Origin of the sequence: Rhodococcus sp. 06-418-5 (assembly GCF_002258285.1) — a bacterium.
Classification (GTDB): Bacteria; Actinomycetota; Actinomycetes; order Mycobacteriales; family Mycobacteriaceae; genus Rhodococcoides.
This window is the reverse complement of record NZ_NOYE01000016.1, coordinates 653,994-670,254: the sequence shown is the minus strand read 5'-3', so window position 1 is coordinate 670,254 and position 16,261 is coordinate 653,994. Positions and strand designations below refer to the sequence as shown.

Here is a 16,261-nt window from a genome sequence, read left to right as displayed (position 1 = left end):
TTCGTCTGTGCGGGCTCGGGTTGCTCAGGCTTGCTCGGTGTCGCTCGCCGAGCCGCCGGAGCGCCTGCTCTCCTTCTCGGCGACGAGCAGGTACGCCATCATGATGCGTTTGAGCTCGGCGACGGCGTCCTCGTGGCTCTGGCCGTCCTGCACGGAGAAGTTGAGCATCGAGTAGACGATGTGCACCAGCACCTGAGCCATGAGGTTGCGGCGATGCCGAGGCGTGCGCGGAGTGAGCGGTCCGAGCATGCGCGAGACCTGCTCGGCGAACTCCCGCTCGTGGATCACCCCGGTTGCGCGGGTCGACGGTGTCGACTGCATGGCGAGCCACACTTCGCGGCGCGACGGATCGGTCATCCACATGCCGGCCATGTGGTCGACGAAGTTGTTGAGGAAGCGCACCCAGTCCAGGGACGGCACCTCGCCGTCGAACTCGGCCAGCTCCTGTTGCACCCCGACGAGGTCCTGGCGGTTGAGCTCGCAGACGATGACGTACTTGTTGGCGAAGAACTGGTACAGCGTGCCGATCGGGAGTTCGGCGCGCGACGCGACTTCCTCGCAGGTGAACGACTCGAAACCGACGTCACTGAGCAACTCGCGTGAGGCTTGCAGCAGCGCGTCGAACTTGCGCTGGCTGCGTTCCTGGGTAGGACGCCGTCGCGGCATGAGCTCCTGAGTCTGTGCCGTCGACTCGAGCGCGGCGTCGAGACGGCGCGAGGACTGGGCACGAGCAGAGGATTCCACCCGGTCAGGCTATCCGGCGCGGGTGCTCGATATCCACAACGGTCCGCGAGGTCACGCCCGCAGGCTGCGCATCTGGCTCGAACAGGCGGGTTCCAGCCTAGGGCTTCGAAGAATCCTGGGGCCGATTACAAACGCCGGATCCTCATACTGTGACAAACTCCAAGACCGATCTCGGCCAATGTAACCGTCAACAGGTATGGTTTAGGTAACAGAATCAAATTCCGTGCAGGGTGATCGTCGTTCGGAACCGCTGAACGACGTTCATGGTCGGGTGCCTCCACCCTGAGCACAGGGAGACTGCCATGGCAATTATTGGTATAGCGATCGAATCTGGCTCGATGCAGACAGTGCTGTTGGAGCCGACCTCGGGCGAGGTTCTCGCCGACCGGACGACCCCGCTCGATCCCGACGCCGCCTCGGTTCTCACCGCCGCGATCGAGACGATGCGCAGCGAGGCGGCGACGCTCGACGAAGACGTGGACGCAGTGGGAGTGGTGTATCGAACCGAGGAGGAGCGCGCGGAGTTCGCGGATGCCCTCGGCGACGAACCCGCAGTGCTGTCGTCGGTGACCGAGTCGTTCCTCGGCTGGCTGGCAACCTCGGAAGAATTCGCCGACGCGAAGACCGTGCTTCTGTACTACATGGGCGACACGGGCGTCTCCATTTCTCTCGCCGACGCAGCCGACGCCTCGATCACGCCGGCGAAGACTGCTGCGCTGGACTCGATGTCGCCCGAGCGCATCGGCAGCACCATCCCCCTGGCGTGGGAAGTGGTCGATCAATCCGGCAAGAAACCCGAGTTCGTTGCGTTGTTCGGCGACCGGTCCAGTAGTCGAGACCTGGTCGACATCCTGTCCCTCGGACTCGGCGTTCCCGTGGTGCGCGTGGGTGATGCGGACCAGGTCGCAGCGCGGGGAGCTGCGCTGCTGGCGCATCAGGAGGAGCCGACAGCAGTGGCCGCACCGCCGGTGGCGACCGAGGAGTCGGAGCAGGTCGAGGCCGTCGAGACCGAGGTCGTGGAAGCGAACGAGATCGACGCCCGGATCGCCGTCGTCGAGGCCGCGGAGTCCGATCCAGAGGTAGCGGCGGACGCGGATGTCGACAGGGTGGTAGCGCCGCTTCCGGTGCCTGCCGTGCGGTCGGTCGTCGGGGCCGAGCCGGTCCGGTCGGCAGGCTCCGGGCGCAAGCTCGTGTTCGCCGCAGTGCTGCTGGCCGGGGTGCTCTCCGCAGGTGTCGCGGTCGCTGCGACGTTGCCGGATGAATCGGAGACGACTGCCGAACAGAGCGTCGATCGACGCGACGCCGGTACGGATCTGGTGGGGGCGACTCGGCAGGCGGACCCCACCACGTCCGACCCGGTTGCGGTCGTCGTTCCACCGGCACCGGATATTGCGCCCCCGACCGAGGCGATTCCCCCGACAGTGGACCCGTGGGCGGTTGTCGAGCCCGCACCGACCACTGAGCCTTGGGTGACACAGGATCCGCCACGTCAGGCCGTGGCGGCTCCGCAGCCGCCGACGACCACGGTTGCCCCTCCGCAGTTCACCGTTCCCGTTCCCATTCCGGAGCCGGGTAAGTCGCCCGAACAGCTCGAACAGGAAGCGTGGGATCGGCACTGGCAGCAAACCGGTGAGTGGATTCATCAGGAGCTCTCCGGCGGCTGACGGTGAACGGTTCGTATGACGAGTGATGACAGACTGGCTACGGCCCGTCTGTCATTTTCTCGTTTGGAGGATTCATGCCCGCCGATTCGCGACCCGTCGACGTTCGATCTGCAATCGCATCGCAGATGCCCCGAGCGAAATCGGAGCTGGCAGAGTTGGTCCGGTTCGCCTCGGTGCACGATCCTCGGCAGTTTCCGGTCGAGGAATGCACCGGTGCGGCGCAGTGGGTGCAACGGGCATTCGTCGACGCGGGAATTCCCGACGTCCAACTGATCGAGACGGTCGACGGCTCACTGGCGGTCGTCGGTTCGCGGCCGGCCCGCGCGGGAGCGCCGACCGTTCTGCTGTACTCGCACTACGACGTTCAACCTCCGGGTGACCGAACACTGTGGAACAGTGAACCTTTCGAGCTGACCGAACGGGACGGCCGTTGGTACGGGCGGGGTTCGGCGGACTGCAAGGGCAACGTGATCATGCATCTGCTGGCGCTACGGGCACTGGGGGAGTCACTCGACGTCGGCGTGCGCATCATCTGCGAGGGTTCGGAAGAGATGGGCACGGGCGGGTTGGAAGCGCTCGTGGAGCAGCGACCCGAACTGTTCGTCGCAGACATGGTCGTCATCGGCGATACCGGGAACACGAAGGTGGGATCGCCGACGGTGACGACCACGCTTCGCGGTATCGCGAATGTAGTAGTGCACGTGGAAACGCTTGCAGGAGAAGCGCATTCCGGAATGTACGGCGGTCCTGCTCCCGATGCGCTCGCAGCCTTGGTGCAGGTGCTCTCCACGTTGCGGAACGAGCAGGGAGACACCGTGGTCGACGGTCTGGACGGAACGCAGACCTGGGACGGGGTCCCGTACGACGCCGAGCAGTTCCGTGCCGATGCCGGGGTGCTCGACGGCGTCGGGCTGGCCGGCTCGGGCTCGGTAGCGGAGGCGGTGTGGGCGCGGCCCGCTCTGACGATTCTGGGGATCGACTGTCCACCGGTGGTGGGGTCTGCTGCTGCGATCTCGCCTCGTGCGTCGGCACGGCTCAATCTGCGGGTACCGCCTGGAACGGATCCAAAGCGGGCTCAGGATGCCCTGGTGGCTCATCTGGAGGCGCGTACGCCGTGGAATGCGCGCGTCACCGTCGAGCGTGAAGCGATCGGATCGCCGTTTCGAGCCGGGACCGACGGGCCGGGATATGCGGCGCTGTCCGAGGCGTTGGAGGAGGCATTCGGGCATCCCATGGGGACGGCCGGCCAAGGTGGGTCTATTCCGCTGTGCAACGCGCTGGCTCAGGTGCTGCCGGACGCCGAGATCGTGCTGATGGGCGTCGAGGAACCTCGGTGTCGGATCCACGCTCCCAACGAGAGCGTGGATCCGTCGGAAATCGAGAAGATGGCCGTCGCCGAGGCGTTGTTCCTGCAGCGACTGGCCGGGTCCGGCAGTGAGGACTCAGACAGCTAGATCGCGGCGAAGCTTGGCGACGTGGCCGGTGGCCCGGACGTTGTACTGCGCCACCTCGATCTTGCCTGCCTCGTCGACGAGGAACGTGGAGCGAATGACGCCCTCGTAGACCTTGCCGTAGTTCTTCTTCTCCCCGAATGCGCCCCACGCCTGCAACGTCGTCTTCTCCTCGTCGGAGAGCAGGGGGAACGTCAGCTCTTCCTTGTCGCGGAACTTGGCGAGCTTGGCTGGCTTGTCGGGGGAGATGCCGATGACTTCCAGGCCTTCTCCGTTGAGCTCGGCAAGGCTGTCCCGGAAGTCGCAGGCCTGCTTGGTGCAGCCGGGGGTGCTCGCGGCGGGGTAGAAGTACACGATCACCTTCTTGCCTGCATAGTCGGCGAGAGAGACGTCGTTGCCGTCGGCATCGGGCAGGGTGAACGCCGGAGCGGTGTCGCCCGGCTCGAGCTTGTTGTATTCGGTCACCGCACGAGAGTATCGAAATGTCGTCGTGCTCTAGGCTCGACTGCGACAGAGACTATTTGCAACAAGTTGGAGGACACGTGGCCAAGGACACCGACCGGATCGAGCGCGAGATCGAGGCCGCTCGCAATCAGCTCGCCAGCACCCTGGACGAGCTGAGCGTCCGTGCCAGCCCAAAGAACATCGTCGCCAATACCAAGCAGTCCGTGGTGGCCAAGCTCAACGAGCCGGCAGTGAAGTTCACTCTCCTCGGAGTCGGCGCAGTGGTGGCAGTTCTCGTGGTTCGCCGGATCTTCAACTGAGTCAGCAGGCGCTCCGACCAGCCGATTTCACATCTGGCGGTATCTGCTGTTAATGTTTCTCCCGCACCGCAGAGAACACGCGGTGCGGATCGGCGCCATTAGCTCAGTTGGTTAGAGCAGCTGACTCTTAATCAGCGGGTCCGGGGTTCGAATCCCTGATGGCGCACATTCAGACCCCCGTTCGGATCTCCATCCGGGCGGGGGTCTTTTTGTGTTCCGCCGAAGAATGACGCAACGTCGACGCCCAGGACGGTTGCGATTGCCTCGAGCTCGTCGATATCGAACGGCCGCAGCGCCTTCATCTTCCGGCTCAGATTCGACTGTGAGAGTCCTGTCAATTGGGCAAGCCTGTTCTGGCTTACGCCCGCTCGCGCTGCTTCCGCGCGAACCTCTGCTGCTACGCGTCCCCGAGCGCTAGAGCGGTCGGGCATGTCCAGGACTGTCATGCGAGCAATTATACCCACCAGTGACACATTGTCTATCTCTGGTGACTAGGTCTTCCCACGAATGCACATTCCAATCCATACGGGGTAACTTACTGTTGACACCTATCCCATATGGGGTAGAAGATGCACAGGTGACCGATACAACCCCAGCAGCAGTACTCGTAGGCGAAGAGGTGCGGGCATTGCTCGCACGCCGGAGGGTCTCGCAGGTCGAACTCGCGGCACATATCGGAATCTCGATGTCGTCGATGCACAGACGACTTCTCGGAACGCAGCCCTTCACCGTCAACGAGATCGTCGACGCTGCGCAGCTGCTTCAAGTTCCAGCCAGTGCGCTACTCGGCCCGCTCGACTCGCTCGCGGAGATCACTCCGAGCTCGGTCGCCTGATTTCCGCCCGACCCAATCAAGAAGGCCCGCCGAGTGCGTGCTCGACGGGGCCCTGCGACACCCACTGAATTGGAGTGAAGATGTCAGACCCAGATTCTACGGCCTTCCGATACATGAGACGGCGACTGCTGTTCGCCGGCCTTCTGCTCGGCATGCTCTACGCCGCATCCCAGAGCGCGGGGTGGTTGTGATGCAAGGCGATCACGTCGAAGTGACGACCGATTTCGAGCTCACACCCGAGCTCAGGGCGCAGACCCTCGATCACATCAAGTACGACCACATCCACGTGATGATCGGCCAGGATCCGGACGACCCCACGAAGCTCAAATCGCAGCTCATGACCGCGCCCGGAACAACGCCCGTCTGCTACGCCAAGGCAGCTCGGATTCTCAGGGATCTCGCCGACACGCTGATGAGCGTGCACGCCGAGAAGGGGTGCAACGAATGAGCGCCCTCGTAGAGAGTTTCGTCCGAGCCTTCACCGAGGCGGCCGAGAAGATCCCGCTCGCGTGCTCCGTCTGCGGCAAGGTCGTCGCGCACGTGCACCCACCGGCCCCTTCCGTCGCCCTCACCTGCTCGCAGTGCCGCGAGGTGACTCCGTGAGCGCACAGAAGATCGTCCTGACCAAGACCCGCCTGTCGGGCAACGTCATGATCCGCGCCGACCGCGAGAACCTCGACGAGCAGCTCGGCGCGGGCACCTGGGTGAACCTCACACTGCGCGGTCTCCCGAACTCGGCCGCGTACGCCCGCGAGAAGGCCGAGCAGTACGCGGCCATCGCCGACGAGCTCGACTCGCTGGTTGCATCCGGAGCGGGGGCGGAGTGGTGAGCGAAGCGCTGCTGATCGCCGCACGCAATGTGTGGCCGATGAAATCCGACCCGATCGAGATCGGCATCGAGAACGGCATCCCCTGGGCGATTGCCCAGAACGGAAACCCCTACATGCCCGCCCTCTGCGGATATGCCCAGATTCCGGCCGAAGGTCACCCGCTCTCGACGGTCGACCATTTTCGGACCATCGACGACGCTGTCCGCACACCGGGCGGCATTACCTGGGGTCCGATCACGCCGTTCGAGTTAGCAGGCAAGATGCTGCCCGGCCGCACGCTCGCCGAGATCGGCGGATGGGTCGGCTTCGATACCGGGCACAGCTGGGACTACTGGGATGACCTGGAACTGGCCCGCGTCGGCCTCACCCGTGTTCCGTTTCCGGGCGGATACGTCCCGGAGTCTCTACCGAACGCGAAGTACTGGACGGTCGATGCCATTCGCGACGCAGCAAAGACACTGGCCAGCCAGATCGGCTACATGCGCACGCCGTCGCAGGCGGTGATCTGAGTGGACTACATCCAGGTCGACCACGGCCGCATCGTCGACGCCCCGAATCCGAAGACCACGCTCGACGTCTGGTGCGCGGTGATCCTGATCGCCACAGTCGCGATGATGGGGTTCGTTGTGTGGGCGGCGTCATGACGGCGTCGAAGATCTGCGGACCGGATGCGTTCCGCGAGGAGTACACGGAGATGCGTTCGCGTGGACTGTCTCACGACCGCATCGCCCAGGTGCTCGGAGTCAAGCGCGAGTCGCTGCTGCGTCGGTGCATGCGCACCGGCATCTACATTCCGGAGAAGTCCGAAGTCGAGCTGCGGGCCGCACTCGATCGGCTCATTGCCTCCGGTCGACCGTTCGTCGCGTCCGATCTTGCTGAGTTCGAGCCCGGGCTGCTCGGAAACACGCTGAGACGGGCCGCGCGCGAAGGCCGAATCCGGTCGATGGGCACCAGGCCTCGGTTCCACGGCGGCACCCGGGTGCAGATCTGGTGTGCGGCAGAGGCCGGCCAGGCGGTGGCGTCGTGAGCGACTATCCGGCCAGCCTCACCCTCCGCCCGATCGTCATGTGGCCCGGGAAGCCGACCGCCGTCCGTGAGCGATCGAAGTTCTCGGCAACGTGGAGCTCGACGCTCTCGCTGCTCGACCGGGAGCTGTCCAAGCTCGGCAAAGGGGCGCGCAACGCACCCGCAGTCCTACAGATCGCCATGCGCGAGCAGGACTTTCGCCAGGACGGAATGCCGCGGGCGAATGCACGACCCGAGCACCCGGGCGTCATCCTCGCGATCACCGACTCGCTCAAGGGCCCGCTGTCGTTCCCGTGCGACAAGTACGACCGATGGCAGGACAACCTCCGTGCGATCGCACTCTCGCTCGAAGACCTGCGAGCGATCGACCGACACGGCGTCACTCAGAACGCCGAGCAGTACGTCGGATGGAAGGCAATCGACTCGGCACCCAGCGCGACGCGGCTCAGCGTCGAAGCGGCCGAAGCGGTGCTCCGACAAATCGCAGGTGACAACCACTCTGGAATAGAGCTCGGCACGCTTGCTCAGGTCTACCGCCGCGCGAGGCGGAATGCGCACCCTGACCGACACGGTGGCGATCGATTGTTCTGGAACAAGGTCGAAGCTGCTGCCGAGGTTCTCAATTCAGTCGGGAGACTCCGATGACCACCTCGACGCTCATCCTCCCCGGCTCACCCGAGTGGCTGCGGTACTTCTCGGCGAGCAAGGTTGCGGCACTGCCGATCAAGCTCGACGAGCGCGGGGAGTACACGCGCGGCGTCTCGCGGTGGGAGTCGCCGTTCTCGCTGTTCCATCGGATGGCCGGCCACCTCGAGCCCGAAGATCCGAAGGACGAATTCACCGTCGGGCACGCGGCCGAGCTCATGCTGGCCGCGCTCTACCGCGAACTGCACCCCGGCTGGCGTTTGTCTCCAGGCGAAGTGCAGTACGTACGAACAGATCTCGGTGTGCCCGCGATGGCCACGCTCGATCGACGCGCATCACGCGGCAGCTCGCGCCGCGTCGTCGAATTCAAGACTGCCCGGGACGCAAACGAATTCGGCGTCGACGGCACCGACGAGATACCCGCGGACTACTTCATCCAGCAGACCTGGCAGATGGGCGTCACCGGCTACACCCGGCACCCGGCGCACCTGATGTTGGGTATGTCGTTCTTCGCCCGTCGCCTGTTCGAGGTCGCCTTCGACGCCGAGGTGTTCGCATTCCTGCTCGAGGCGGCGCGCAAGTTCAACGCCATGCTCGCCGAGGGGATCGAACCGGAGCTCGACGACACGAAACCGACGTACGAAACCATCCGCGAGCTCCATCCGGATATCGACGGAACCGCGGTGTACATCGAGGCTGCCGACGCGCAGGCCTTGCTCGACTCCGAAGCCGATCTCGACGCTGCCAAGTCGTTCGCGATGGGTCGAAAGTCGTGGGCGCTCAAGCAGATGGGCAACGCCCAGTACCTCTACGTCCGTGACCCGGGCGGAGATCACAAGAAGGACGTCAAGGTCGCCGACCGTCGCAAGAACAGCCACGGCTCGGTCTCGTTCTACGTCAACAAGAAGGCCGACCTGGCCGCAATCACAGGGGGAATTTCATGACATCAGCACTGTGCGAGTTCGCTGCGCTCGCGATCGTCAAGCCGGAGTGCGCAGCGCACGTCCTGCACCACTTCAACCCGACCGAGGGCCACGCACCCGGTTCGTTCTTCGACCACATCGTGCACGCGTTCGCTGTCGCGGATCCGGTGAATTCGCACCGCCTCACGCGTGCCTTTCCCGACTACAGCATGGCCGTTCACCTCGCCCAGGACCACAAGCTCGGCATGGACACCCTCCGAGCGATCGCACTGAAGGAGCACGCATGACCGCCGACGTTTCACCCGTCAACACGACCCCGAAGTCGGATCTGGCGATCACCTCGGACCAGAGCACGTTCACGCCGAAACAGATTGCGGCACTGGAGCAGCTCGGAATCAGCAACGCACCGCAGGGCGACATCGACCTGTTCTTCCATCGGTGCCAGGTCACCAAGCTCGACCCGTTCTCGCGCCAGATCTACATGATCGGCCGCAAGACCAACGACAAGAAGTACAACCCGGCGACCAGGGAGTACGACGACAACTGGGTCGTCAAGTACACGATTCAGACCGGCATCGACGGCTACCGGCTCAACGGTATGCGCGCAGCGCGCAAGCGAGGGGACAAGATCTCGATCGGTTCGCCGACCTGGCGCGGCCGCGAGGGCGGATGGGACGACGTCTGGCTCGACAAGGACCACCCACCGCTCGCCGCACGGTTCACCATCACCGTCAACGGCGAAACCTTCACCGCGACAGCGATGTACCACGAGTACGTCCAGTACGTCGGGTCCGGCAACAGTCAGCGGCCGAACTCGATGTGGGCCAAGATGCCGGCCAATCAGATCGCCAAGTGCGCCGAGGCCGCGTGCTGGCGCAAGGCCTACCCCGACGACTTCTCGGACCTGGTCCTCGAAGACGCCGCACAGGTCATCGACGAGGAAGGCAACCGCGTCACCGTCGAGTCCGAGCGCGTCGGCAACGGTGCGAAGGGCGCACGCGCAGCAATGGGCCTCGAGCAACGTCCGGAGCCGGTCGACATCACGGCGACGCACACCGAGGCACAGAAGGAACCGGCGCCGGTGAAGCGGACGACGGAACGGACGAAAAACAGGGCCAGTAGTGCATCCTCGCAGGCCAGCGCCTCGAATCAGGGCGCGAAAGTGGACCCACACGATGCACCGGCTACGCCCGGGCAGGTCACCGCGCTGGGCAAGCTGTTCAAGAAAGAGGGCTACGACGACTTCGCGGCGCAGCTCCAGTGGCTCCAGGGCAACGCCATCGTCCAGGACGACATCACCGGGCTCGACGGCCTCAACGGTGCACAGGCAGCCGTAGCGATCGAGACACTGCAGTGACCGCCGTCGTCATCCGCGCGTGGGATGCGCGGCACAACCCGGTGGGGTACGCGGTCGCCCCGTTCGTCGACGGTGAGTTCATCGTGCCGGGTAATGACCCGCTTGCTCGGATGGTGCGGCAAGACTATGAGCTGATCTCGTTCTTCACAGTCCTCACTACGGACGAGCTGCAATGGCGGCTCATCTCGACCGAACATCTCGCCGGTCACGAGGTCAAGTTCCGCTCACGGCCGTGGATCTCTGAATTGCGCCGCACCCTCCGTTCCGATCAGTGGTTCGTCGAGAACGTGATCGAGCCCGCCGGCGGATCGGCGGCGCAGAGATGACCGACCACATCAAGGCCTCGCTCGAGGCGCTCGACCAGACCGACATCAGCTCGTCGCTCGCCCACGGACAGGTCGCCGTCGCAACGCATCTGCGCGGCATCGAAGCCCAACTGACCGAGCTCGTCGCGTTGGGCGCGAAGGCAGTCGGCGTAGTCCTCGACGGCCGCGACATCGGGATCGATCTCGATCTCGAAGCAGAGAAGCCCGTGCCGTTCGCACCGGTGCCGGATCCGGCTGCCGCCCGGGCTTACCTCATCGAGCAGCTCGCCGAGCACCTCGAGGCGACGTACGCGCGGATCACTGTCACCCCTCACTGGCCGATCCTGGCCGAAGCCGCACTCGACTGGATGGAGAAGTAGATGACGAAGAAAGTTGCCAGCAACCCCCGCCCGCTCATCGATACCGCGCGGGTCAATTTCAGCGGCATGTCCGAGGAATCCTTCGAGGATCTCGGCGAGCAGAACATCGGCGACATCCGATACTTCACCGTCAAGGTCCGCGTAAAGGGCTTCGGCGCAGTCGATATGGCCGAGTCCGGCGTGCGCCGATCCGCGGCGTGCAAGGTGCTCAAGGTCGTCGAGGGCATCAGCGAGAAGGTGAAAGAGGAGGACGACGGCCAAGGCTCGATGCTCGACGACGACGGCAAGGTGCCCGACGTCGATCCGGACGAGGAAGGCGAGACCGAAGAGAAGGCCGCGGTCGAGCCGGAGAACGTCACACCGATCAAGGCCAAGGCCGCGGGCCCTCAGTTCTCCGGTGGTGACGACGAGTGAACTACCCCAAGGCCGACGGCAGAATCGTCGTCATCCTGTGCCGGGGTATCGGTGAGCCGTACGGCAAGAACACCCTGTGGCTGGCGACCAGGAACCTCGATCCGAAGAGGTTCCTGGTCGTCGAGCTGGAGTGGTCCGCGCAGTTCGGCGCGATCCCGGTATGGAACGGGCAGAGCTTCGGCGCGAGCGTTCACGCGGCCGAGACCGCGTTGCTCGAGCTGATCCGCGCGTACCCGGGCGCGGTGATCGTCGGATACAGCGGCGGCGCTCAGGTGGCCGGCAACGTCGCCGCAGCGCATGGCCTCGGCCGGCACCCGGGCCTGTGGATTCGCGCCGTTGGACTGCTCTCGGACCCGTCGAGGCACAAGAGCCAGCTCGTCGGGCTCGACCGTATCGACACACAGGGAATCATGGGCGGACGGCTGATCACGGGCGGCTTCCATGTCTGGCAGCTATCGGCACCCGGTGACCCGATCTCCGATCTGCCCATCGGCAACGGCCTCGCCGAGCTCGCGCAGTTCGTCGAGTTCTGGTCGCTCGTCGATCCGAACGCCTGGATACGAGACCTCACGCGCAAGGCCCTGATGGGTCGACTCAAGTGGTGGGACCACTCGATCGACTGGGCCGGTGCCTACAAGTGGTCGCTCGGCTACACCCGCGACAAGCGCCACACGAGCTACCACGTCGAGCGGATGCCCGGGCAGCCCTACACGTACGTCGAGCGTCTCGGAACGCTGATCGCAGGCCTGCGGTGAGCACCGAACGCGAATTCCGGACCGAGCTCGCCGAGGTGATCAATCGCCACTCGCGCGAGAAGCACTCGAACACACCGGACTACATCCTCGCCAACTACCTCGCAGCCTGCCTCGGCGCATTCGACGCCGCAGTCGAGGCGCGCGGGATTCACAAGGGGGACATCACGTGAAGAACAACATCGATCAGGTTCCCATGGGGTTGCGACCACGACCGCGAACGGACGCCCCAGGCGTCCGCGTCGACGTCATTGAGTTGCGACCCGATGGCTCACACAAGACATTTGCTCAGATCGACTACACGCCCGAGCAGGCGCTAGCCGTCGCTACCGGATTCGTGCGCAGTATGGGCAAGCAGATGCCGGTGGTTCTACTGGAACCTGAGCCCGACGTGAAGTGCTCTCACACATCGAAATTCGGTGACGAGAGCTTGCTTAAATGGCGCTGCGCTGACTGCGGCGAGGATGTCTCGTGACCGCGAACGACGCACTGGCCGAGGTTCTCGGCTGGGATTGGCCGGCCGCGCCCGGTGTCCCGAGCTCGGTCGACGTCGTCGAGCAGCTCGTCCGCGATCTCGACGGACTGGGCTGGGTCGTCGTGTCGAAAGAACGGCTGGAGAACTGATGGCAGCAACGATCTTCTATCTCGCCGCCTCGGCCGTCATCGCGCTCGGTCTCCTCGGCATCGGGATCGCATTGCGCCCGGGCCCGTACGAGCGCCGCACACTGGAAGGACTACGACCATGAATGACACCCTGGACGAGGACGCCCTGCACGCCGCCGTCGACCTCGTCGGCCGTTCTGGTGCAACCGGATTCGAGCTCGGTCACCTGCACGAGAATGTGCCAGTGGAAGAGGCGGGCTGGTATGCACACGCCCAGTACCGCGGAGCTCGCATCACCGTCGAGGACAAGACCGGGCCCGTCGAAGCAGCCGAGGCTCTCGCGCGCCGCATCCTCAACGGCGCGCACTGCACTCACTGCGGCAAGACGGTCTCGATGAACGGGTTCTCGAAGAGTCGGTGCCGCTGGACGCGTGAGGGTCGCAGATGGACACGCGCATGCGAGAGCAAGCGATGAAGGCGCTCACCGTTCAGCAGCCGTGGGCATGGGCAATCATGCACGGCAGCAAAGTGATCGAGAACCGCACCCAGAACTGGAACTACCGCGGGCCGCTCGCAATCCATGCCGGCCAGCGGTGGTCGGACCGCGGTGAGCAGTCACCGCTCGTCTCGGCGGCGTACCAGGAGTACATGGCCTCACTCGCTCCGTTGACGCCCGGCGTCGGGAGGTGGGTCGGCGGCAAGATGGTTCGCTGGGTCTTCCCTCTCGGCGCGATCCTCGGCGTCGTAGATCTGGTCGACGTCCACCCGGAGTCCGGATGCTGCAAGCCGTGGGGCGAGGCCGCGTACGTCGAGCACGGGGGCCGTGAGCGCCGACGCATCGTGCACCTGGTCCTGGAGAACCCACGCCCGCTGGCCGAGCCGTTTCCATGCAGGGGCGCGCTCGGCCTGTGGACGCCGCCGGCCGAGCTGAGTGAGTTGATCGCATGACGCTGTTCGAGGAGTACCGCCGTCGCACGTGGGAGCCGGCAGATATCTCCGCGCATCAGACCGAACACGCCGAGTCCCTACGCGTCCCGTTCATCACGTCGAGCCATCCGCACTGGAACTACCTGATCGGCATTTACGTCGGCGGCGGCGGTGACACGTACCTCGCCGAGGGCGTAGTCCCGACCGACGACGAAGTAACGCTGATCGCATCCTCGCTGCAGGAGTACTGCGAGAGCTGGTACAACCCCGGGTTCCGCCACCTGATGGCCGACTTCGCGCCCTACGACATCGACGGCGGAGCGAACGGCACCTACTTCCGCAAGAGGCCCGACGGCGGATGGACCTACCGGAAGCGGACGTGGCGCGGTGGATACACCTGGCACGCGCTCGAAACGGCCGAGCCCCTCACGCTGCTCCAGGTGCTCGACTCCGCCCACTACTCGGCGAGGCGGTGGACGACATGGAAAGCCGCACACCCTGAGCTGTTCGCCGGCGGCGGTGATGCCCAGTGAGCCGAGAGCCGAGCCTGTTCGACTTCGAGGAAGTCGAGGCGAAAGAGCGCGAGCTCGCCGAGTGGCGGAAGAACTTCGAGCGCGCCGACTGGGTTGCACCGTACGAAACTGCCAGCGGTCTCAAGAAGGGTGACGTCGTGCTCGGATGGCGTTGCCCCGCGTGCTGGGATATCGAGCCCAACGAGTTCCTGCTGGAGCTGAACCACTGCCTTTCGCCGAACCGCATCGGCCGCGCAGCGAAGTTGACCGAGTGCTCGCGCATGGAACTCCACATGGCTCACGCGATCTACGACCGTAGGCAGCGCGAGAAGGCAGGTGCATAGTGCCCTACTACCAGGACGACACGGTCACGCTGCACCACGGCGACGTGTTGGACGTTCTTCGCGAATTGCCCGACTGCTCCGTCGATTCCGTGGTGACCGATCCGCCGTACGGAATCTCGTTCATGGGCAAGCAGTGGGACCAGCCCGGGCAGTTCGGATCGACCGTCAAGAACGGAACGCCGTCACCGCATCGACGGGGGCCAGATCGTGAGCTCAAGCCCATCTCCGCCGGCGGCGCGATGGAAGCCAGACGCTACGACCTATCACCCAGTGCGATGAAGAACTTCCAGAACTGGTGCGAGGCATGGGCAACCGAGTGCCTACGCATCCTCAAGCCTGGCGGCTATATCGTCTCGTTCGGTGGCTCGCGCACCTGGCACCGGCTCGCGTCGGCCGTCGAGGACTCAGGATTCGAGATTCGCGACTCGATGGCGTGGCTGTACGGATCCGGCTTTCCGAAGTCGGTCGACGTCGCGAAGGCCATCACCGGAGCGCAGCTCGGGTTCGGGTCGAATTCAGGCGCTATTCGGCGGGCCACGATGGGCGCGGATTATGTCGAGTCTGGCCGCCAGGGCAACCGTGACGGCGCGGGACGACGCGACACAGGGTTGCTGGACCAGAACCTCGAGCTGACCGTTGACGCGCAGCGGTGGCAGGGCTGGGGGACCGCTCTCAAACCAGCGTTCGAGCCCATCGTCGTCGGTCGTAAACCGTTGGCAGGCACTGTGCCCGCGAACGTGCTTGAGCACGGCACCGGAGCGCTCAATATCGACGGCTGCCGTATTGGATCTGCGGCTCGTACCAATCCGGCCGCCGCCAATACGCCCGGAGGTGCGGCACTGAACATGAGTGTCGCCGGTATGCCCGCCGGCGTGGCCGCGACTGATGTCATCGGTCGGTGGCCGGCCAACGTCCTGCTCGACGAAAGTCAGGCCGCTGCGCTCGATAGCGACGCGGGTCCGCGTCGCGCCGGTTCCATACCCGCCAACAGGCAGGGCATCGGATTCACGGAGAGTACAGCAACAGTGGAACCACCGGCATCAAGGGTTGAGCACGACGCCGGCGGCGCATCGCGCTTCTTTCCCACCTTCCGCTACGAGGCTAAGGCACCCACGAGCGAGCGGCCGGTTGTCAACGGTGTCCAGCATCCGACAGTGAAGCCTCTCGCCCTGATGCGCTGGCTCGTTCGGCTCGTGACGCCCCCGAACGGCGTTGTCCTCGAACCGTTCGCAGGATCGGGAACGACCGCCGAGGCGTGCATTCACGAGCGCATGCGCTGCATCGCGATCGAGCGCGACGACGACTATCTACCGCTGATCGTCAAGCGCATCACCAAGCCGATCGAGCTCGGTTTCGACTTCGGCGAGGTATCGAGCTCGTGACTGCATCCCCCCTCTTCGACCTCGAGGACGGCGCTCAGCCGATCGATCGCTTCGACTGGGAGCGAGTCATCCGACGCGTCTCGATGCCCTCTGCGGCGATGTTCCTCGGCCTGACCCTCGCGACGTACGCCGACACCAACGGCTCACGTGTGCGGCCCGGTACGGACCGTCTCGCGCGCGTCATGGGTGTCTCGGTGCCGACGGTGAAAAGGGGTCTGGCAACTCTGCGCGAAACCGGATTCATTCAGCGCGTGAAGCAAGGGAATCGGTGGGCGCATCAAGCCGACGAATATCAATTGACGGTGCCGCCGAATTTGTTCGATCTGCAAATGCTGGAGCCTGGAGAAAGCGACAGCCTCGAAAGTCTGGGGATCATCGATGAGCCATAGAGAGTTATCCACAG

General features: G+C 64.7%; 31 protein-coding genes and 1 tRNA gene. 29 read left to right on the top strand and 3 right to left on the bottom strand.

Annotated features, from left to right (window positions below; all coding sequences use genetic code 11):
• Positions 1-24 precede the first annotated feature (24 nt).
• Positions 25-666 (bottom strand): TetR/AcrR family transcriptional regulator, encoded by a 642-nt coding sequence (locus CH274_RS15670; RefSeq protein WP_371828362.1) that lies wholly within the window; start codon positions 664-666, stop codon positions 25-27.
• A gap of 380 nt (positions 667-1,046) precedes the next feature.
• Between CH274_RS15670 and CH274_RS15665 the strand changes: the two genes are divergently transcribed.
• Together CH274_RS15665 and CH274_RS15660 are read left to right on the top strand one after the other, a co-directional pair.
• On the top strand, positions 1,047-2,408 hold the full coding sequence (locus CH274_RS15665) for a hypothetical protein (protein ID WP_143546588.1): 1,362 nt from the start codon (positions 1,047-1,049) through the stop codon (positions 2,406-2,408).
• 74 nt (positions 2,409-2,482) lie between these two features.
• Positions 2,483-3,862 carry a dipeptidase gene (locus tag CH274_RS15660; protein WP_094658000.1) on the top strand — a complete coding sequence of 460 codons (1,380 nt, stop codon included), beginning with the start codon at positions 2,483-2,485 and terminating at the stop codon, positions 3,860-3,862.
• Here CH274_RS15660 and bcp read toward each other — a convergent pair.
• Entirely contained in the window at positions 3,851-4,324 is a 474-nt protein-coding gene (gene bcp / locus CH274_RS15655) for a thioredoxin-dependent thiol peroxidase (RefSeq protein WP_094657999.1), read from the bottom strand. The genes CH274_RS15660 and bcp overlap by 12 nt on opposite strands.
• A 77-nt stretch (positions 4,325-4,401) precedes the next feature.
• On the opposite strand from bcp, the gene CH274_RS15650 reads away from it, so the two are divergent.
• A complete protein-coding gene (locus CH274_RS15650; protein WP_032375974.1) occupies positions 4,402-4,623 on the top strand; it encodes a DUF3618 domain-containing protein in 222 nt (73 codons plus the stop codon).
• Between the two features lie 92 nt (positions 4,624-4,715).
• Positions 4,716-4,789 (top strand) — tRNA-Lys (locus CH274_RS15645).
• On the opposite strand, the gene CH274_RS15640 is transcribed toward CH274_RS15645, so the two are convergent.
• Positions 4,755-5,069, bottom strand: coding sequence for a helix-turn-helix domain-containing protein (locus CH274_RS15640; protein ID WP_143546587.1), 315 nt, complete (start codon positions 5,067-5,069; stop codon positions 4,755-4,757). The two genes, CH274_RS15645 and CH274_RS15640, sit on opposite strands and share 35 nt — an antisense overlap.
• Positions 5,070-5,200: 131 nt before the next feature.
• Between CH274_RS15640 and CH274_RS15635 the strand changes: the two genes are divergently transcribed.
• The 25 genes from CH274_RS15635 to CH274_RS15540 all read left to right on the top strand — a co-directional run bounded on the left by CH274_RS15635 (position 5,201) and on the right by CH274_RS15540 (position 16,247).
• Positions 5,201-5,458: a helix-turn-helix domain-containing protein gene (locus CH274_RS15635; RefSeq protein ID WP_179275766.1), complete on the top strand. Its 258-nt coding sequence runs from the start codon at positions 5,201-5,203 to the stop codon at positions 5,456-5,458.
• 190 nt (positions 5,459-5,648) lie between these two features.
• On the top strand, positions 5,649-5,906 hold the full coding sequence (locus CH274_RS15630) for a hypothetical protein (RefSeq protein WP_143546586.1): 258 nt from the start codon (positions 5,649-5,651) through the stop codon (positions 5,904-5,906).
• Entirely contained in the window at positions 5,903-6,061 is a 159-nt protein-coding gene (locus tag CH274_RS29255) for a hypothetical protein (protein ID WP_179275765.1), read from the top strand. Before CH274_RS15630 ends, CH274_RS29255 begins: the two co-directional genes overlap by 4 nt.
• Positions 6,058-6,288, top strand: a complete 231-nt coding sequence (locus CH274_RS15625; RefSeq protein WP_094657995.1) for a hypothetical protein — start codon at positions 6,058-6,060, stop codon at positions 6,286-6,288. Before CH274_RS29255 ends, CH274_RS15625 begins: the two co-directional genes overlap by 4 nt.
• Entirely contained in the window at positions 6,285-6,797 is a 513-nt protein-coding gene (locus tag CH274_RS15620) for a hypothetical protein (RefSeq protein WP_143546585.1), read from the top strand. The genes CH274_RS15625 and CH274_RS15620 overlap by 4 nt, the downstream gene beginning before the upstream one ends.
• Complete coding sequence (locus CH274_RS29715; RefSeq protein ID WP_256993593.1) at positions 6,798-6,932, top strand: hypothetical protein; 135 nt, start codon at positions 6,798-6,800, stop codon at positions 6,930-6,932. It begins immediately after the preceding gene.
• Entirely contained in the window at positions 6,929-7,315 is a 387-nt protein-coding gene (locus tag CH274_RS15615) for a hypothetical protein (protein ID WP_143546584.1), read from the top strand. The genes CH274_RS29715 and CH274_RS15615 overlap by 4 nt, the downstream gene beginning before the upstream one ends.
• Complete coding sequence (locus CH274_RS15610; protein WP_094657992.1) at positions 7,312-7,959, top strand: molecular chaperone DnaJ; 648 nt, start codon at positions 7,312-7,314, stop codon at positions 7,957-7,959. Before CH274_RS15615 ends, CH274_RS15610 begins: the two co-directional genes overlap by 4 nt.
• Positions 7,956-8,903 carry a YqaJ viral recombinase family protein gene (locus CH274_RS15605; protein WP_094657991.1) on the top strand — a complete coding sequence of 316 codons (948 nt, stop codon included), beginning with the start codon at positions 7,956-7,958 and terminating at the stop codon, positions 8,901-8,903. The genes CH274_RS15610 and CH274_RS15605 overlap by 4 nt, the downstream gene beginning before the upstream one ends.
• Positions 8,900-9,169, top strand: a complete 270-nt coding sequence (locus CH274_RS15600; protein ID WP_094657990.1) for a hypothetical protein — start codon at positions 8,900-8,902, stop codon at positions 9,167-9,169. Before CH274_RS15605 ends, CH274_RS15600 begins: the two co-directional genes overlap by 4 nt.
• The gene (locus CH274_RS15595) at positions 9,166-10,239 is read left to right on the top strand and encodes a recombinase RecT (protein ID WP_094657989.1); all 1,074 of its coding nucleotides are present in this window, start codon (positions 9,166-9,168) and stop codon (positions 10,237-10,239) included. The genes CH274_RS15600 and CH274_RS15595 overlap by 4 nt, the downstream gene beginning before the upstream one ends.
• A complete protein-coding gene (locus CH274_RS15590; RefSeq protein ID WP_094657988.1) occupies positions 10,236-10,565 on the top strand; it encodes a hypothetical protein in 330 nt (109 codons plus the stop codon). Before CH274_RS15595 ends, CH274_RS15590 begins: the two co-directional genes overlap by 4 nt.
• Entirely contained in the window at positions 10,562-10,924 is a 363-nt protein-coding gene (locus CH274_RS15585) for a hypothetical protein (protein WP_094657987.1), read from the top strand. Before CH274_RS15590 ends, CH274_RS15585 begins: the two co-directional genes overlap by 4 nt.
• Entirely contained in the window at positions 10,925-11,338 is a 414-nt protein-coding gene (locus CH274_RS15580) for a hypothetical protein (RefSeq protein ID WP_094657986.1), read from the top strand.
• On the top strand, positions 11,335-12,093 hold the full coding sequence (locus CH274_RS15575) for a hypothetical protein (RefSeq protein ID WP_094657985.1): 759 nt from the start codon (positions 11,335-11,337) through the stop codon (positions 12,091-12,093). The genes CH274_RS15580 and CH274_RS15575 overlap by 4 nt, the downstream gene beginning before the upstream one ends.
• Positions 12,090-12,263: a hypothetical protein gene (locus tag CH274_RS29250; RefSeq protein WP_179273091.1), complete on the top strand. Its 174-nt coding sequence runs from the start codon at positions 12,090-12,092 to the stop codon at positions 12,261-12,263. The genes CH274_RS15575 and CH274_RS29250 overlap by 4 nt, the downstream gene beginning before the upstream one ends.
• On the top strand, positions 12,260-12,565 hold the full coding sequence (locus tag CH274_RS15570; RefSeq protein WP_094657984.1) for a hypothetical protein: 306 nt from the start codon (positions 12,260-12,262) through the stop codon (positions 12,563-12,565). Before CH274_RS29250 ends, CH274_RS15570 begins: the two co-directional genes overlap by 4 nt.
• Complete coding sequence (locus CH274_RS29245; RefSeq protein ID WP_179275764.1) at positions 12,562-12,714, top strand: hypothetical protein; 153 nt, start codon at positions 12,562-12,564, stop codon at positions 12,712-12,714. The genes CH274_RS15570 and CH274_RS29245 overlap by 4 nt, the downstream gene beginning before the upstream one ends.
• Positions 12,714-12,836: a hypothetical protein gene (locus CH274_RS29710; RefSeq protein WP_256993592.1), complete on the top strand. Its 123-nt coding sequence runs from the start codon at positions 12,714-12,716 to the stop codon at positions 12,834-12,836. Before CH274_RS29245 ends, CH274_RS29710 begins: the two co-directional genes overlap by 1 nt.
• Positions 12,833-13,168, top strand: coding sequence for a hypothetical protein (locus CH274_RS15565; RefSeq protein ID WP_094657983.1), 336 nt, complete (start codon positions 12,833-12,835; stop codon positions 13,166-13,168). The genes CH274_RS29710 and CH274_RS15565 overlap by 4 nt, the downstream gene beginning before the upstream one ends.
• A complete protein-coding gene (locus CH274_RS15560; RefSeq protein WP_256993591.1) occupies positions 13,150-13,641 on the top strand; it encodes an ASCH domain-containing protein in 492 nt (163 codons plus the stop codon). The genes CH274_RS15565 and CH274_RS15560 overlap by 19 nt, the downstream gene beginning before the upstream one ends.
• Entirely contained in the window at positions 13,638-14,153 is a 516-nt protein-coding gene (locus CH274_RS15555; protein ID WP_094657982.1) for a hypothetical protein, read from the top strand. The genes CH274_RS15560 and CH274_RS15555 overlap by 4 nt, the downstream gene beginning before the upstream one ends.
• Entirely contained in the window at positions 14,150-14,476 is a 327-nt protein-coding gene (locus CH274_RS15550) for a hypothetical protein (RefSeq protein ID WP_094657981.1), read from the top strand. Before CH274_RS15555 ends, CH274_RS15550 begins: the two co-directional genes overlap by 4 nt.
• Positions 14,476-15,858 carry a DNA-methyltransferase gene (locus CH274_RS15545; protein WP_256993590.1) on the top strand — a complete coding sequence of 461 codons (1,383 nt, stop codon included), beginning with the start codon at positions 14,476-14,478 and terminating at the stop codon, positions 15,856-15,858. The genes CH274_RS15550 and CH274_RS15545 overlap by 1 nt, the downstream gene beginning before the upstream one ends.
• Positions 15,855-16,247, top strand: a complete 393-nt coding sequence (locus tag CH274_RS15540; RefSeq protein WP_094657979.1) for a helix-turn-helix domain-containing protein — start codon at positions 15,855-15,857, stop codon at positions 16,245-16,247. The genes CH274_RS15545 and CH274_RS15540 overlap by 4 nt, the downstream gene beginning before the upstream one ends.
• Positions 16,248-16,261: the final 14 nt, after the last annotated feature.